Origin of the sequence: Mesorhizobium jarvisii (genome assembly GCF_003601985.1) — a bacterium.
GTDB classification, from domain to species: domain Bacteria; phylum Pseudomonadota; class Alphaproteobacteria; order Rhizobiales; family Rhizobiaceae; genus Mesorhizobium; species Mesorhizobium jarvisii.
The window spans coordinates 167,272-182,523 of the sequence record NZ_QZXA01000008.1 but is presented as its reverse complement, the minus strand read 5'-3'; the positions used below and the strand labels follow the sequence as shown (position 1 = coordinate 182,523).

The window sequence follows — 15,252 nt, the reverse complement described above, 5'->3', positions numbered from 1 at the left end:
CGGTCGCGGGCGCGGAAGACCCCAGCCGTTCAGACAGCGACCACCTTGCTCAGATGATCGCCCAGCCGGCAGGCCAGCGCGGTGATCGTCGTCGTCGGGTTGGCTTGACCGGATGTGCAGAACACCGAGGAGCCACCGACATAGAGATTGTCCATGCCGTGCACCTTGCAGTTGGCGTCCACAACACTTCTGGCGATGTCGGTGCCCATGCGTGTGCCGCCCATATGATGGTGGCCAGCGGTCTCCTCGTCGGTCGGATAATCCTCGCCATTGGCAATCCAGTCCATGAGACGGACACGGCCGAGATCCTTTTCGATGAGCGTCGTGCCGAACAGCTTCAGGCCTTCGACAAGCGTGCGGCGTTCGAGCTCCGATTTCTTCCAGTGCAGCTCGATGCGCGGCACGCCGGCATGGTCGACATCGGTCTTGGACAGCTCGATCTGGTTGGAGGCCAGCGGGGCCTGTTCCCAGGCGACGTAGAGTTGGGCCGCGCAGCGCAGGTTCTGGCTGAGCTGATAGGCAACCCATTCGGCCATGTCGGGCGCCGTGCAGGCGAGGTCGGCAATCACATGCTTGACGCCGGCATAGGGCGTCTCGATCAGCCGGATGCCGAAATTCATGATCCGCAGGCGCTCCATCGCGGCAAGCGTCGGCGAGAAGAAGGCCTCATTGACGGCATCGACCTCGAACTCACCGTAGTCGGCCAGGATGGCATTGCCGCCCTCGAAGGTCGGGTGCTCCATCCAGTAGCGGCCAAGTGCCGTGGCGTTCGGGACGACGCCGCCGTTGGAGCGCTGGTTCGACCACAGAAGCAGCCGCGAATTCTCCAGCCCGCCGGTGCAGACGATGAAATAGTCGGCACTGAAAGCGCCGGCCTCCTGGCCGTTGGACCATAGTTTGGCACCGTTCACGCGTTTGCCGTCGCCGGCAAGCTCGGTGGCATAGGTGTTGAGCACGACGGCGATGTTGCGGCTCTTGTCGAGCTCGTCGGCGAATTTCTCGCCGAAGCGCACCGCCGGGCTCTTGATCAGCTGCACCCAGCGAATGTCGTCCGAGATCGGCACATCGGGCCGGAAATCGGGAAGTTCGAGAATATCGTGCACCTCGGGCAGATAGGGCTCGATGTCGGCACGGCGGATCGGCCAGCCTGTGTCGGGTGCCCAGGCCTTCGGCTCGAAATCCTGATTGTCGAGCACGCGGCACCAGCCGGCCCAATGGTTGGAGCTGCCGCCCATATACCGCAGCCGGGTGATGTCGAGGCCGAAATAGAAATCGCCGACCGTGGTGCCGCGGTAGAAATCCTGCGACTCGTCGCTGAACTCCCGCGAGCCGGCCTCCAGCACCACGACCGGGATGCCGGCGGCGCCCAGCTTGCGGGCAATGGTGGTGCCGGCCGGACCCGAACCGAGGATGCAGACCTTGGGTTTGAAGTTGGCGGCGCGATACGCCTCATAGCTGTCGAAGATCATGCCAGGTCGCTCCGCTTCAGGATCCAGCCATTGACCTCGACGATCTCATTCGGGTCGTCCGGTGATGGATCGGACCTTGAAGGACCGGCACGGGCCGCGTCGGCTTCAGGCAGCTTGCGGAACAAGGACAGGGCAGGCAGGGCGATCAGCGCCTGCACGAGCGTGCGGCGCGACATTTTTTTGAAGAAACTCATGCCAGGTCTCTCGGATAGGGGCCTCGATGTGCGCATGACAATCCCCGAACGGCACACGCATCGTCACAGAGGCCAGTATCGTGCCAAGCCCGGCCCCAGCGCGTGAAAAGGCGGGCAAGCGGTACAACCGAATGCAAACAGGGTTAGAAATTCCTTAACGGGCGAGGTGTGCCGGACCGGCCGGCTCACGCGGCCGCGGAAATGTCCGTATCGAGGATCGTCAGGTTGCGGCCGCCATGCTTGGCCTGGTAGAGGCGCCGGTCCGCGGCGCGCATCAGCTCCGATACGTTGACGTCCTCGCCGCACACGGTGCCGCCGATGCTGACGGTCAGCGGAATGGTGCGTTCGTCCACCGGTCGGAAGCGGATCAGCTCGACCTCGCGGCGAATGCGCTCGGCGACACGCTTGGCTTCCTGCTCGGTGGCGCCGACCAGAAAGGCGCCGAATTCCTCGCCGCCGATGCGGCCAAGCACGTCGCCGCTGCGCACGCCGCGCTCGATGGCGCTGGCGATCAGCAGCAGCGCGTCGTCCCCGGTCAGGTGGCCGAAACTGTCATTGATCTTCTTGAAATGATCGGCGTCGATGATCAGCAGCGCGCCGCGGTCGGACTTGCGCCGCGAACCGTCCAGCGCGGCGAAGAAACTTTCCCGGTTGAGCATGCCGGTCATGTCGTCGCGGCTGGCCTTCTCCGACAGGCGGCGGTGTGCGGCTGCAAGCTGGGCGTGCGCCCGGGCCAGTTCGCGGTGCGCGTTTTTCAGCCTGTCGCTCTGCCAGAAGGTGCTGGCGCAGGCCACCCATGCAAGCACCAGCGGACAGAGCGTCGAACTCAGCCAGATCGTTCGGTTGACCGGGAATCCCAGGGCCGGAACGATGATCAGCGTCAGAAGAAGCGAGGCGGCGACGGAGGCGAAAGCGATAGCGGCGGATTTCAGAATGATGCTGTTCATCGCGGGCTCCCCACAGGACTGTCTCTGTGCCAGCAAGCCCTGAAGGCCACCTTTCCCGGTTGCATAAAATTTGAATCGTGCGGCCATTTCTGCCACTAAAAGCGCGTGGAAGTTGTGGATAAAGTCTCTTTCAGTATCCGCGTTTCATGCCATAAGGAGCGCATGACCACGCAGCCTGATCCCGCCCGCTTCGCCCATGTCACCGACTGGGTGTTCGACCTCGACAACACGCTCTATCCGCATCATTCGAATCTGTTCTCGCAGATCGACGTCAAGATGACCGCCTATGTCGGGGAGCTGCTGTCGCTGCCGCGCGAGGAGGCGCGCAAGCTGCAGAAGGAGCTTTATCGCGAATATGGCACGACGCTGAACGGGCTGATGACGCGCCATGGCATCGATCCCGATGATTTCCTCGAGAAGGTGCATGACATCGACTATTCTTGGCTGGTGCCCGACCCTGTCCTGGGCACCGCCATCCGCCAGCTCCCCGGCCGTAAGTTCATCTTCACCAATGGCGACCGCCGGCACGCCGAGCGCACCGCGCGCCAGCTCGGCATCCTCGACCATTTCGACGACATTTTCGATATCGTCGCCGCCGGCCTCAATCCCAAGCCCGCGCGCCAGACCTACGAGAAGTTCGCCGAGCTGCATGCCGTTACCGGCCACAATGCGGTGATGTTCGAGGACCTCGCCCGCAACCTGGAGGTGCCGAAGGCACTGGGCATGACCACCGTGCTCGTCGTGCCGCGCAATTTCGAGCCGACCTTCGCCGAGATCTGGGAACGCGACCCCGCGCAGGAAGACGACGTCGATTTCGTCACCGACGATCTGGCGGGGTTTCTGACGGCGATAGTTGCGGGAGAACAGGCAGTAGGCAGTAGGGGAAATTGATCTGGAAGCAGCGACTGCAAACGCCTTATTCTCCTACTGCCTACTGCCTTACTCCCCCAACTTGTAGAACCGGCTGACAATCCCCCAGGCTTCGTCGGCGGTGTCGACGAAATCGATGATGTCCTGGTCGCCGGGGCTGATCGTGCCTTGCTCGGCGAGGAAGTCGAGATTGATCGCGCGTTTCCAGAACGATTTACCGAACAGGATCACCGGCACGCGCTCCATGCGTCCGGTCTGGATCAGCGTCAGCGTCTCGAAGAACTCGTCCATCGTGCCGAAGCCGCCGGGAAACACGGCTACCGCCTTGGCGCGCATGACGAAATGCATCTTGCGGATGGCGAAATAGTGGAAGTTGAAACACAGCTCCGGCGTCACATAGGCGTTCGGCGCCTGTTCATGCGGCAGCACGATGTTGAGCCCGATCGACGGTGCGCCGACATCGTCGGCGCCGCGGTTTCCCGCTTCCATCACGCCGGGGCCGCCGCCGGTCACCACGACATATTCGCGGTAATACGAGGCGGCCGATTGCTGCGAGCACAGGCGAGCGAATTTGCGCGCCTCCTCGTAATATTTGCTGTTTTCCTCGAGATTCTTCTTCTGCGTCTCGTTCTTGGCCGCCCAGGCCTCGCCGCCGGGTTCCGGCAGGCGCGCGCCGCCAAACAGGATCACCGTCGATCGGATGCCGCGCTCGGCCAGGATCATTTCCGGCTTCAAGAGTTCGAGCTGCAGACGCACCGCGCGCAATTCGCGCCGCGTCATGAAGTCGGGATCGTTCCAGGCAAGCCGGTAGGTCTCGGCCCGCGTCTGCGGCGTGTCCGGCACGCTTTTCGACCGCTCCAGATCCTCGTCCGAATGCGGCAGCGGCGTCCACCCCGCCTTTTCCATAGGTGTCATCAAATTACCCGTCCAAATTTCCTTGACTGCGCCGTCCCATGACGCAGGTGCGATTGACCCTCACTGAGCCTTAACATAAGCAGGTCGCGCAAACGTGTCCGGCGGTTTTGCGACAAGAACCTGCTACATGCAAAGACCCAGGCAGACGAAGCATGCCTGCGGTCCACGCGACGTCAAAACAGGTTAAGGCGCAGCCCCTTAACAGCTTGGTAATGGAGCGAATTCATGTCGAAGCCCGATCTGGCGAGCCTCGAAAAGACCATCGAGAAGGCCTTCGACGAACGCGATACGATTTCGACCGCGACCCGCGGCGAGACGCGCGACGCCATCCAGGCCGCACTCGACCTGCTCGACCGCGGCCTGGCGCGCGTCGCCGAGCGCCAGGCCGACGGCAAGTGGCACGTCAACCAGTGGCTGAAGAAGGCCGTGCTGCTCTCCTTCCGGCTCAACCCGATGGAGATCATCAAGGGTGGCCCGGGCCAGGCCGTCTGGTGGGACAAGGTGCCGTCCAAGTTCGATGGCTGGAGCGCCGTCGATTTCGAGAAGGCAGGCTTCCGCGCCGTGCCGTCGTCGATCGTGCGCCGTTCCGCCTATGTCGCTCCGGGCGCCGTGCTGATGCCGTCCTTCGTCAATGTCGGCGCTTATGTCGATACGGGGACCATGGTCGACACCTGGGCCTCCGTCGGCTCCTGCGCCCAGATCGGCAAGAACGTACATCTGTCGGGTGGCGTCGGCATCGGCGGCGTGCTGGAGCCGATGCAGGCCGGCCCCACCATCATCGAGGATAATTGCTTCATCGGCGCGCGTTCAGAAGTCGTCGAGGGCTGCATCGTGCGCGAAGGCTCGGTGCTCGGCATGGGCGTCTTCATCGGCCAGTCGACCAAGATCGTCGACCGCGCCACCGGTGAAATCTTCTACGGCGAAGTGCCGCCCAATTCGGTGGTCGTCGCCGGCTCGCTGCCGGGCAAGCCTTTTCCGAACAACGAGCCCGGCCCCGGCCTCTACTGCGCCGTCATCGTCAAGCGCGTCGACGCCAAGACCCGGTCGAAGACCTCGATCAACGAATTGCTGCGCGATTGATCTTTCCGCAAAGCGGGCGCACCTTCCGCCGGCGCGACAATCCGTCGCGCTGGTTCGACATGGAGGGGTGACATGGACTGGAAATATCTGCTCACAAGTTTCGACGGCCGCATCAACCGCGCCAAGTTCTGGGCCTGCGTTGGCATCATTTTCGTTGGCGCGGTCATCGCGATGATCCTCGACAACATACTGGGCACGACATTCAACCAAATGCCCTACGGCTTTATCTATTTGCTCTATGGGCTGGCCATGCTCTATTCGGTCTTCGCCGTCTACGCCAAGCGCTGGCATGATCGGGGCAAGTCCGGCTGGTGGAGCCTGATCATCCTGGTACCCTTTATCGGCGCGATCTGGTTTCTGGTGGAATGCGGCATTCTCGAAGGCGCCAGGGGTGCCAATCAATACGGACCGGACCCGCTTGCCTGACAGTTCAAATCTCACCTGGCTTTTCTTCAAGATATCGGGCCGCGTCAGCCGCGCGGCCTATTTTCTTGGTGGCCTGCTCGTCGCCATCATCCAGGCCTTCCCGCTCTACCGCTTCACGCTGGTTCCGGAAGGCTCGGCCGAGAGCAATATGTGGTCGTTCATCTTCTTCATCGCCTTCATTGCCTCGCTATGGTCGAACATCGCGCTGGCGGTGAAGCGGCTGCACGACCTCGACAAGCCGGGCATTGCCGCGCTGATCCTGTTCGTACCGGTCGTCTCGATCGTCGCCTTTCTTTTGTTGTGTCTGTTTCCAGGGCAGCCTGGACCCAACCGCTATGGCCGGCGCACCAACGAGCCGGCACAACCCTAGAGCCGGATGATTTCAGGTCGAATCGACCTGAAATCTGAATCCGTCTCTAAATCAAAGAGATAGAGCATGATGCCGTCCGAAAACCGCTTCACATTTTTCGGCATCATGCTCTGAGGGCCGATCGGACATGCGCTACCGCACGCTTGATCCGAAACTGATCATCGAGACCGCCGAACGGCTTGAAGAGCGCGTTGCGGAACGGTTTCCCCAGGCCGGGCTGCGCGGCGTCGCCGCCGAACTGGTGTCGCTGTCTCGCGATCTGGCCAAGGCGGCCCAGGCGCTCGAAGCGCCGATCTGGTGGCTGCGCGGGCTCATCATCGCCGCCGTCCTCGCCGGCGCGTTGATCTTCCTGTTCGTAGGCACCATCCTGCCGCTCATCCACATCTCCCAGGCTGACGATGCGGTGCAGTCGGTGCAAGGCATCGAAGCCACGATCAACATGATCATCCTTGCCGTGCTCGGCCTGCTGGCGCTGATTCGCACCGAGGAGCGCATCAAGCGCAAGCGGGTGTTTCGCCAACTGCACGGTCTGCGCTCGCTGATCCACGTCATCGACATGCATCAGCTGACCAAGGATCCGGCGGCTCTTTCGGCCGATTTCAGGCCGACGGCGCATTCCCCGGCCCGCATCACCAATGCCGCTGATCTCGCGCGTTACCTCGACTATTGCTCCGAAATGCTGTCGATCACCGGCAAGATCGCCGCTCTGTTCGCGCAGTCGGTCAATGACGATGTCGTCATCGACGGCGTCAATGACATCGAGAACCTGGCGTCCAACCTGTCGCGCAAGATCTGGCAGAAGATCACGCTGATCGAGAGGCACCCGGCGGCACAACCTGTTCCGGCGCCAGGCCGGGCGAGCCAAGCCGTGCCGCTTCCGCCGCGCGCACCAAAGCGGTAACGCTTTTCAGGAGCGGCGCCGGCGTCCCCGTTCTCTGGGCGAGGCCGAGCACCGCGCCTTGCAGTTCGTCGATCTCCGTCGGCCGGCCGCGCTGCAGATCGTCCCACATCGACGAGCGCGCCTGAGGGTCGATCGCCAGCATGCGCCGCGCCAGCAGTTTGAACAGCCAGTCCGGCAGCCGCAGCACTTTCGGCAGCAGCGCCGGCCGCAGTCCGGCGATACGCGCCGGCGCGATGCCGGAGGCGTTCATCGCCCGCAGCGCCTCGTCGATCTGGCCGGCCAGGATCAGCCGCCAGCGACGATCGGCGAGTTCGCGCGCCAGCGGCAGGTCCGACAACGCCACCAGCGCGTTGTTGAGGTTCATCAAAAGCTTGCCCCACAGCACAGCCTTCATGTCGCCATGCGTCTCGACCGCCAGCCCTTCAACATCGAGAACACCGGCGACATCGAGAAGGCCGGCAAGGCCGCCATCCTCTATCATCACCTTGCCCTCGCTGGCGCGGTGGACGCGCAGCGGCAGCTCGCCCTCAGGCGATTGCACCACATTGAACGGCACCATGCCGGCCAGCACGGTTCGCTGGCCAGACCTGGCGCGCAGCCTGTCGGCGTTGTCGACGCCGTTCTGCAGGCTGATCACCACCGCATCGGGTCGGGCATGGGCCTTGATCAGCGCCGCCATCTCCTGTGTCGCGCCGCTCTTGACGGTCACCAGGATCACATCCGCCTGCGGCAGAGCGACGGCGGGATCGGCGTTGACCCCGAGCGCGTCCGGCTTGACCAGGCGATCGCGGCCTTCAAGGTCGCTGACACGCAATCCGCCCTGTCGTAGCGCTGCCTCGATGCGCGGCCGGGCCAGCAGGACAACCTGCCGCCCGGCGAGCGCCAGGCAACCGCCGACATAGCAGCCGATGCTGCCGGCGCCTGCGATGACGATCCGTTTTTCCCCGTCTGCCATCTCTTGCTCCGCACCGGCCCGACTATACGACATGAAAACCATAATGTCGGCGGCATCGTCTGCCACGCGCTGGCCCCTATGTCTGCCCGTGACAGGCCCTCAGCTTTCGACTATCGCTTTTGCCATGACGCTGCCGACCGACCCCGCCGCAAACCTCGCCGCCCTTATCCGTTGTGCCTCGGTGACACCAGCCGAAGGCGGCGCGCTGAGCGCGCTGGAAACGATGCTGAAGCCGCTCGGCTTCCTGGTCGACCGGCCGGTCTTTTCGGAAGACGGCACGCCAGACATCGAGAACCTCTATGCAAGGCGGTCCGGCAACGGTCCGCATCTGATGTTCGCCGGCCATACCGATGTCGTGCCGGTCGGCGACGAAGCCGCCTGGACGCATCCGCCTTTCGCCGCCGAGATCGCCAATGGCGAGATGTATGGCCGTGGCGCCGTCGACATGAAGGGCGGCATTGCCTGCTTCGTCGCGGCGATAGCGCGCCATGTCGAGAACAATGGCGGCCCCAAGGGTTCGGTCTCGCTGCTGATCACCGGCGACGAGGAAGGCCCGGCCATCAACGGCACGGTCAAGCTGCTCGAATGGGCCGCTTCCAGGGGCGAGAAATGGGATGCCTCGATCGTCGGCGAACCGACCAATCCGGATGCGCTCGGCGACATGATCAAGATCGGCCGGCGCGGCTCTCTGTCCGGGTCGATCATGGTCAATGGCCGCCAGGGCCATGCCGCCTATCCGCAGCTTGCCGACAATCCGGTGCGCGGCTTGATGGGCCTGGTCGACGCCTTGCTGCATCCCGTCTTCGACAAGGGAACCAGGGATTTCCAGCCGACCAATCTGGAGGTCACCTCCATCGATGTCGGCAACCCGGCCACCAATGTCATCCCCGCCAAGGCCACCGCGACCTTCAACATCCGCTTCAACGACACCTGGACGGCCGAGACCGTCCAGGCCGAAATCCACAACCGGCTCGACCAGGCGGCGAAGCGCAAGAAGTACCGGCCGGGCAAGAAGACGCCGGTCGACTACGACCTTGTCTGGCGCGACCGGCCAAGCCATGTTTTCCTGACCCGCGACGACAAGTTGGTCGACACGCTTGCCGGTTCGATCAAGGCGGCGGTCGGCAAGAAGCCGGCGCTGTCCACTTCGGGCGGCACATCGGATGCGCGCTTCATCAAGGATTACTGCCCGGTGGTCGAGTTCGGTCTGGTCGGCAAGACCATGCATATGGTCGACGAGCGCGTCGCCCTTGCCGATCTCGAAACGCTGACGCGGATCTACCAGCGCTTCATCGAAGACTGGTTCGGGCAGGGCTGAGCAGCATGCTTTCGGCGGATGAAACCCACGCTTCGCTGACCGGTGCCTGGCGGCTGATGCTCGGCAAGGCCGACGGCCTGCGCCTGCTCGACCTGTCGGCCGACGGCTTCTGGAATTCCTTCTTCGCCATCGTCGTTGCCGCGCCGGCGCTGATCGTGGGCTGGGTCGGCATCGCCAACCAGATCGGCGATCCCGACGCCTTCGTGGGCCGTTTCGGCATGCTGTTGCGCCTGGCGACGGTCGATATCGGTTCCTGGGTGCTGCCGCTGGTCGCGCTCGCCTTGGTCGCGCCGCGCGCCGGCATTGGTGGGCGCTTCGTGCACTATGTCGTCGCCAGCAACTGGGCCTCCGCCATCACCGCCTGGCTCATGCTGCCCTCGGCGCTGATCAGGCTTTTCCTGTCGTCGGCAAGCCAGGTCGCGAGCCTTGTGTCGCTGTTGCTGTTTGCCTTGTCGATGGCGCTGACCTGGCGCATGACCAATGCCACAATCGGCAAGGGCGCGGCGGTCGGCACCGCCGTTTTCGTCGGCATGTTCATTGCTTCGCTGCTGGTGCTGTTCGGGCTGCAGATACTGCTTGGCATCACCGTGCCGGACGATATCGGGGCTCAGAGCCTTTCCGGACCGTTCCCGGGGTAGAGCCCGCCTGGCTCTGAATAGCGGCTACGGACTCTGTTCTGAACAGAGCTTCTGGGCACTGTTCAGGGATAATCGACGCCAATGAGGAAAAGCCCGTCGGGCGGCGCCACCTGGCCGCAGGCGGCGCGGTCGCGCGCTTCGAGCGCCGCCTTGAGGTTGGCCTCGGTCCAGCCGCCATCGCCGACGCGCTTGAGCGAGCCGACCATGGAGCGCACCTGGTTGTGCAGGAAGGAACGGGCCGAAGCTCTCACCTCGATCATGTCGCCCGCCCGGCTCACATCGAGCCGTTCCAGTGTCCGGACCGGGCTGTTGGCCTGGCACTGGGTCGAACGGAAGGTGGTGAAGTCATGCCGGCCGAGCAGGAGTTTCGCGGCCTCGTGCATGGCGCCGGCATCGAGCCGCTTCGGCACCCACCACACCTTGCCCTTTTCCAGCGCCGCGGGCGCGCGGCGGTTGAGGATGCGATAGAGATAGTGGCGGCCGGTGGCAGAGAAGCGGGCGTCGAAATCGTCCGGGACGATCGCCGCCTTCAGGATGGCGACATGCGCGCCGGCTGCCTGCAGATGGGCATTGACGGCATCGCGCACCTTGTCGCCGGGCCATGGCTTGGCGAGGTCGACATGCGCCACCTGGGCGCTCGCATGCACGCCGGCATCGGTGCGGCCGGCGGCGCGCAGCCGCACCGCCTCGCCGCAGAATTTCTCGATTGCCTGCTCGATCGCCTGCTGCACCGAAGGCTGGTCGGCCTGGTGCTGCCAGCCGGCAAACAGGCCGCCGTCATATTCGATGTCGAGGCGAAAACGCGGCATTTGCGGCTAGAGCTCTCGCCTTGAGCAATTCCAGGAAAAGTGTGAAACGGTTTTCCGTCCGGAATTGCGTTAAAACAAAGAGGTAGAGCAGGTCACCGTTTCCATGAAACGGTGGACTGCTCTACGCGGCGAGAGCGGTGAAGGCGGAAGCGTAGACCAGCCTGCCGGCCTCCGGAGCGTCGCCCCAGGCCAGCGCCTGCAGCGCCTCGCCTTGGTACTCACTCTCGAATTTTTCGGCCCGCGCATGGCTGTAGCCGAAACGGCCGTAATAGGCGGGGTCGCCCAGCACCACGGCCAGCGTCTCGCCAGCATCCTTCAGGCGAATATGCGCCTCGCGAATCAGCGCGCCGCCAATGCCGCTGCCATGGAACGAAGGTTCCACCGCCAGCGGCGCCAGCGCCACGGCCGCGAAGCTCTTGCCGCCATTCTGGACGAACAGCCGGGAAAACAGGATGTGGCCTACCGCCTGGCCGTCTTCTTCCGCCACCAGTTCGACGACGGCGTCGCCGCCGGTGACCAGCGCGTCGACCAACCCGGCCTCCGCCTGCTGGCCGAATGCATGTTCCTCGACGAGGCGAATGGCCTCGCGATCCCGCGGCGTCGCCGCGCGTATCGACATCATGCTCATGAGAACTTCATTCCTTTTACGATCTTGGCTCCGCGCAGGAATTCCGACGCGGCGGCGGGCTTTCCGCCCGCACGTTGAACTTCGACCAGCCTGATCGCGCCTGCCCCGCAGGCGACCGTCAGCCGGTCATCGAGAATTCCTCCCGACTCGCCCGAACCTTCCGAAAGCGACAGGCCTTCGGATAGTGTCGAGCGAAGCAGTTTCAGCCGTTCCACGCGGCCGCCAATGTCAATTTCGGACCAAGCGCCGGGAAAGGGCGACAGGCCACGAAGATGGTTGTGGACCTCGGCCGCGGGCCGCGTCCAATCCACCCGCGTCTCGGATTTATCGATTTTTCTGGCGTAAGTCACCCCTTCCGCCGCTTGCGCGGTAAATGTCAGGATGTTCCCTTCCAGCCGCGCCAGCGCTTCCACCATCAGGGCAGCACCAACGCTCATCAACCGATCATGCAGATCGCCGGCTGTTATATCGGGGTCGATGGCGCATTTTTCAAGCAATCCCACCGGACCGGTGTCGAGACCCTCTTCCATGCGCATCACCATCATGCCGCTTTCCAGGTCACCCGCCATGATGGCGCGCTGGATGGGGGCGGCGCCGCGCCAGCGCGGCAAAAGCGATGCATGGCCGTTGATGCAGCCAAGCCGGGGCGCGTCGAGAATTGCCTTAGGCAGCAGCAAACCATAGGCCACGACCACGGCGATATCGGCCCGCAGGGCGCTGAAAGCGGCCTGCTCGGCCTCGCCCTTGAGGGAGGCCGGCGTCCGCACCGCGATGCCCAGACGCTCGGCCTCGCGCTGTACCGGCGACGGCGTCAGCTCCAGCCCGCGCCGGCCGGCCGCGCGTGGCGGCTGGGTGTAGACGGCCGATACCTCATGTCCGGCCTCGGCGATCGCGCGCAACGTCGGCACCGAAAACTCCGGCGTGCCCATGAAGATGACGCGAAGGGGCATTCTTTCCCCTATCCCACCAGCTTGCCCGGCGCCTTGTCCTTGGCGAGCTTCTTGAATTTCTTCACCACCATGTCGCGCTTCAGCTTCGAGATGTGGTCGATGAACAGCACGCCGTTGAGATGGTCGATCTCGTGCTGCAGGCAGGTCGCCATCAGCCCCTCGGCCTCCATCTCCTGCAGCTTGCCGTCGCGGTCGAGATATTTCACCCGCACCGAAGCCGGGCGTTCGACCTCGGCATAATAGTCCGGGATCGACAGGCAGCCTTCCTCGTAGACCGAGCGCGCCTCAGCGGTTTCCAGGATCTCCGGGTTGATGAAGACGTGCGGCGCCGGCGTTTCGTCTTCCTTGGCGAGGTCGATCACCAGCATGCGCAGCGGCTCGCCGATTTGGATTGCCGCCAGCCCGATACCGGGCGCGTCATACATGGTCGCCAGCATGTCGTCGGCCAATTTGCGCAAAGGCGCGTCGATGCGCTCCACCGGCTTGGAAACCTGGCGCAGGATGGGATCGGGAAGGATGATGAGCGGCTTGATCGGCATGGCGTCCCACGTAAGACGTCCAGCGAAAAGCGTCAACCGGTGAACCTGAGCCTCGTTCACGTTTTGATCTGTGCCGGCCCCACGAATCGGCTATGCTGTCGACATGAATGATCTGAGCACCATCCTTTCCGAGCCTGTCGCACGGCTTGGCGCGTCGACAATCACGCTGGGCCACGCCTTGGCCTTCGGCGCCTTGTTGTTTCTCGGCCTGTTCGTGGCGCTGGTCATCGCGCTGTGGCGGTCGGCCAAGGCGCGCGCCGTCGCTGCGGCGGAAGCCGCCGACCATGCCCGCGACGCCGAGGCGCGCATGGCCGGCATCTTGCAAAGCCAGGCCGAGATGCAGGGCCGCATGGGCGCCATTGCCGAAGTGTTCGGCGCGCGCCAGGCGGAGCTGACGCAGTCGATCGGCCAGCGCCTCGACGCCATGACCGGCCGCATCGGCCAGACCATGACCGAGCAGACCAAATCCACGCATGAGAGCCTGGCGAAACTGCAGGAGCGGCTGGCGATCATCGACACCGCGCAAGGCAACATCCAGTCGCTCGCCGGCCAGGTCGTGCAGCTGCAGGCCATCCTCTCCAACAAGCAGACGCGCGGTGCCTTCGGCCAGTCGCGCATGGAGGCGATCGTCGCCGACGGCCTGCCGCATGGCGCCTATGAATTCCAAGCGACGCTGTCGAATGGCAGCCGGCCCGATTGCCTGGTGAAGATGCCGAACGGCGCGCCGTCACTTGCCATCGACGCCAAATTTCCGCTTGAAGCCTGGAACGCCATCCGCGCCGCCGACGGTGCGGACCTGCAGAAGGTCGCGTCGCAGGCTTTCCGCCGCGACATCGAGATCCATGTCCGCGACATCTCGGAAAAATACCTGATCCAGGGCGAGACGCAGGACACCGCCTTCATGTTCGTGCCGTCGGAATCGGTCTTCGCCGAGATCCACGAGAATTTCGAGGCGATCGTCCACAAGGCGCACCGCGCCCGCGTTGTCATCGTCTCGCCGTCGCTGCTGATGCTGTCGATCCAGGTCATTCAGGCCATCCTAAAGGACGCCCGCATGCGCGAACAGGCGCATCTGATTCAGGGCGAGGTCATCCGGCTGATGGAAGATGTCGCGCGCGTCGACGAGCGTGTGCGCAAGCTGCAGGTGCATTTCGGCCAGTCGGCCAAGGACATCGACGACATCCTCGTCTCGACGTCGAAGGTGACCAAGCGCGGCCAGAAGATCGAGGCGCTGGAGTTCGGCGCGCAGGCCGATGGCGATGCCGGCCCGGAGACGCCGTCACGGGTGCCGGCGGCGAAACTCGAACCCGGCCCGCGCGTTGCCGATTCAAAAACCGGGCAGCTCAGGCTGCGGGTCGTCGAAGGCGACGACTGAACGGCTAATCTAGGCCACCGCCACGATGACATGTGCCTGAATTTTGGCGGCGACTGCGCCGCTACCATGCCTGGCCGCAATCGCGGATGCGGCGTAGTCCGTTGCAGCGTCCAGTTTCCCGGGATCCCTGGCCTCGATTTCGGTGCGAAGCACCGTTCCCTGGCAATAGGCAACGGCCGGAATGCGCGGTGAGGGCGCACGGCTCTGTTCGGCTCTCGTCTCGATCGCCACATCGGAGAAGCCGGCCTCCTCAAGGTCTCCGCGGATCAGCGCCGTATCGTGGTAGCCATGCGGCGTGCGGGCCAGAAAGCGCGGCGGATCGTTCGGAAAAAGCCTAGCCAGCGCATTGGTCACATCATCGGCAAAGACATTCTCCTCGATGCGGTCCCATACGTTGAACAGGAAATGTCCGCCGGGCTTCAGCACCCGCCTGGCCTCGCGGTAGGCGGATGGACGGCTGGGAAAGAACATCGCGCCGAACTGACAACAAACCAGATCGAAGGCCGCGTCTTCAAACGGCAGCGCCATGGCATCGGCCTGGCGCCATTTGATGCGACTGTCGGGAGCCTGTAGCGAAGCGGCGTAGTCGAGCATCGGCTGGTTCAGGTCGGTCACGACATAGATTGCGTCACGCAGCAGTTTCGGCGCCAAGGCGCGGGTGACGACCCCGGTGCCCGCGGCGACTTCCAGCACGGCTTTGGGCGAAAAGGACACTGCCCGCCGTGCAAGGTCCGCGGCGAACGGCTCGAAAATCAACGGCACCATATAGCGGTCGTAGTTTTCCGGGATCGAGCCGGCAAACAGCTTGTCCGTTTCCAACATCGCTATTATCCGCCCGTCTGAGGTGAGCGAAGCTAGCACAGAATTG

The 15,252-nt window shown here is 63.9% G+C and carries 18 protein-coding genes; 8 read left to right on the top strand and 10 right to left on the bottom strand.

Features of this window, described 5'->3' with window-relative positions; genetic code table 11:
- Nucleotides 1–29: 29 nt before the first annotated feature.
- The 3 genes from D3242_RS21275 to D3242_RS21265 form a co-directional block, all read right to left on the bottom strand.
- Entirely contained in the window at nucleotides 30–1,469 is a 1,440-nt protein-coding gene (locus tag D3242_RS21275) for a GMC oxidoreductase (RefSeq protein ID WP_064985277.1), read from the bottom strand.
- Nucleotides 1,466–1,663 (bottom strand): hypothetical protein, encoded by a 198-nt coding sequence (locus D3242_RS21270; RefSeq protein ID WP_027047606.1) that lies wholly within the window; start codon nucleotides 1,661–1,663, stop codon nucleotides 1,466–1,468. Before D3242_RS21270 ends, D3242_RS21275 begins: the two co-directional genes overlap by 4 nt.
- Nucleotides 1,664–1,848: 185 nt before the next feature.
- Entirely contained in the window at nucleotides 1,849–2,610 is a 762-nt protein-coding gene (locus tag D3242_RS21265; protein WP_019862455.1) for a GGDEF domain-containing protein, read from the bottom strand.
- Between the two features lie 162 nt (nucleotides 2,611–2,772).
- Here D3242_RS21265 and D3242_RS21260 point away from each other — a divergent pair, with 162 nt between their 5' ends.
- Nucleotides 2,773–3,501 carry a pyrimidine 5'-nucleotidase gene (locus D3242_RS21260; RefSeq protein WP_019862456.1) on the top strand — a complete coding sequence of 243 codons (729 nt, stop codon included), beginning with the start codon at nucleotides 2,773–2,775 and terminating at the stop codon, nucleotides 3,499–3,501.
- A gap of 48 nt (nucleotides 3,502–3,549) precedes the next feature.
- On the opposite strand, the gene D3242_RS21255 is transcribed toward D3242_RS21260, so the two are convergent.
- Entirely contained in the window at nucleotides 3,550–4,395 is an 846-nt protein-coding gene (locus tag D3242_RS21255) for an LOG family protein (protein ID WP_081296171.1), read from the bottom strand.
- 225 nt (nucleotides 4,396–4,620) lie between these two features.
- On the opposite strand from D3242_RS21255, the gene dapD reads away from it, so the two are divergent.
- The 4 genes from dapD to D3242_RS21235 all read left to right on the top strand — a co-directional run bounded on the left by dapD (nucleotide 4,621) and on the right by D3242_RS21235 (nucleotide 7,172).
- Complete coding sequence (gene dapD, locus D3242_RS21250; RefSeq protein WP_038651207.1) at nucleotides 4,621–5,475, top strand: 2,3,4,5-tetrahydropyridine-2,6-dicarboxylate N-succinyltransferase; 855 nt, start codon at nucleotides 4,621–4,623, stop codon at nucleotides 5,473–5,475.
- Between the two features lie 72 nt (nucleotides 5,476–5,547).
- Nucleotides 5,548–5,901, top strand: a complete 354-nt coding sequence (locus tag D3242_RS21245; RefSeq protein WP_019862459.1) for a DUF805 domain-containing protein — start codon at nucleotides 5,548–5,550, stop codon at nucleotides 5,899–5,901.
- On the top strand, nucleotides 5,894–6,271 hold the full coding sequence (locus D3242_RS21240; protein ID WP_064985276.1) for a DUF805 domain-containing protein: 378 nt from the start codon (nucleotides 5,894–5,896) through the stop codon (nucleotides 6,269–6,271). The genes D3242_RS21245 and D3242_RS21240 overlap by 8 nt, the downstream gene beginning before the upstream one ends.
- A gap of 127 nt (nucleotides 6,272–6,398) precedes the next feature.
- Entirely contained in the window at nucleotides 6,399–7,172 is a 774-nt protein-coding gene (locus D3242_RS21235; RefSeq protein ID WP_019862464.1) for a hypothetical protein, read from the top strand.
- Here D3242_RS21235 and D3242_RS21230 read toward each other — a convergent pair.
- Nucleotides 7,075–8,127 (bottom strand): 2-dehydropantoate 2-reductase, encoded by a 1,053-nt coding sequence (locus tag D3242_RS21230; protein ID WP_064985273.1) that lies wholly within the window; start codon nucleotides 8,125–8,127, stop codon nucleotides 7,075–7,077. The genes D3242_RS21235 and D3242_RS21230 overlap by 98 nt on opposite strands.
- A gap of 124 nt (nucleotides 8,128–8,251) precedes the next feature.
- On the opposite strand from D3242_RS21230, the gene dapE reads away from it, so the two are divergent.
- Both dapE and D3242_RS21220 read left to right on the top strand, forming a co-directional pair.
- Nucleotides 8,252–9,445, top strand: coding sequence for a succinyl-diaminopimelate desuccinylase (dapE, locus tag D3242_RS21225; RefSeq protein ID WP_019862466.1), 1,194 nt, complete (start codon nucleotides 8,252–8,254; stop codon nucleotides 9,443–9,445).
- Between the two features lie 5 nt (nucleotides 9,446–9,450).
- Nucleotides 9,451–10,083, top strand: coding sequence for a transporter (locus tag D3242_RS21220; RefSeq protein ID WP_064985272.1), 633 nt, complete (start codon nucleotides 9,451–9,453; stop codon nucleotides 10,081–10,083).
- 62 nt (nucleotides 10,084–10,145) lie between these two features.
- Here the strand turns inward: D3242_RS21220 and truA are convergent, their stop codons facing one another.
- The 4 genes from truA to def all read right to left on the bottom strand — a co-directional run bounded on the left by truA (nucleotide 10,146) and on the right by def (nucleotide 13,009).
- Nucleotides 10,146–10,892: a tRNA pseudouridine(38-40) synthase TruA gene (truA, locus tag D3242_RS21215; protein WP_064985270.1), complete on the bottom strand. Its 747-nt coding sequence runs from the start codon at nucleotides 10,890–10,892 to the stop codon at nucleotides 10,146–10,148.
- Nucleotides 10,893–11,013: 121 nt separating this feature from the next.
- Nucleotides 11,014–11,520 (bottom strand): GNAT family N-acetyltransferase, encoded by a 507-nt coding sequence (locus tag D3242_RS21210; protein WP_019862469.1) that lies wholly within the window; start codon nucleotides 11,518–11,520, stop codon nucleotides 11,014–11,016.
- The gene (fmt, locus tag D3242_RS21205; RefSeq protein ID WP_064985269.1) at nucleotides 11,517–12,470 is read right to left on the bottom strand and encodes a methionyl-tRNA formyltransferase; all 954 of its coding nucleotides are present in this window, start codon (nucleotides 12,468–12,470) and stop codon (nucleotides 11,517–11,519) included. Before fmt ends, D3242_RS21210 begins: the two co-directional genes overlap by 4 nt.
- Nucleotides 12,471–12,478: 8 nt before the next feature.
- The gene (gene def, locus D3242_RS21200; RefSeq protein WP_038651225.1) at nucleotides 12,479–13,009 is read right to left on the bottom strand and encodes a peptide deformylase; all 531 of its coding nucleotides are present in this window, start codon (nucleotides 13,007–13,009) and stop codon (nucleotides 12,479–12,481) included.
- A 103-nt stretch (nucleotides 13,010–13,112) separates the two neighbouring features.
- On the opposite strand from def, the gene D3242_RS21195 reads away from it, so the two are divergent.
- Nucleotides 13,113–14,384 (top strand): DNA recombination protein RmuC, encoded by a 1,272-nt coding sequence (locus tag D3242_RS21195; RefSeq protein WP_027047609.1) that lies wholly within the window; start codon nucleotides 13,113–13,115, stop codon nucleotides 14,382–14,384.
- Between the two features lie 9 nt (nucleotides 14,385–14,393).
- Here D3242_RS21195 and D3242_RS21190 read toward each other — a convergent pair whose 3' ends face one another.
- The gene (locus D3242_RS21190; RefSeq protein ID WP_064985267.1) at nucleotides 14,394–15,206 is read right to left on the bottom strand and encodes a class I SAM-dependent methyltransferase; all 813 of its coding nucleotides are present in this window, start codon (nucleotides 15,204–15,206) and stop codon (nucleotides 14,394–14,396) included.
- Between the last annotated feature and the right edge of the window lie 46 nt (nucleotides 15,207–15,252).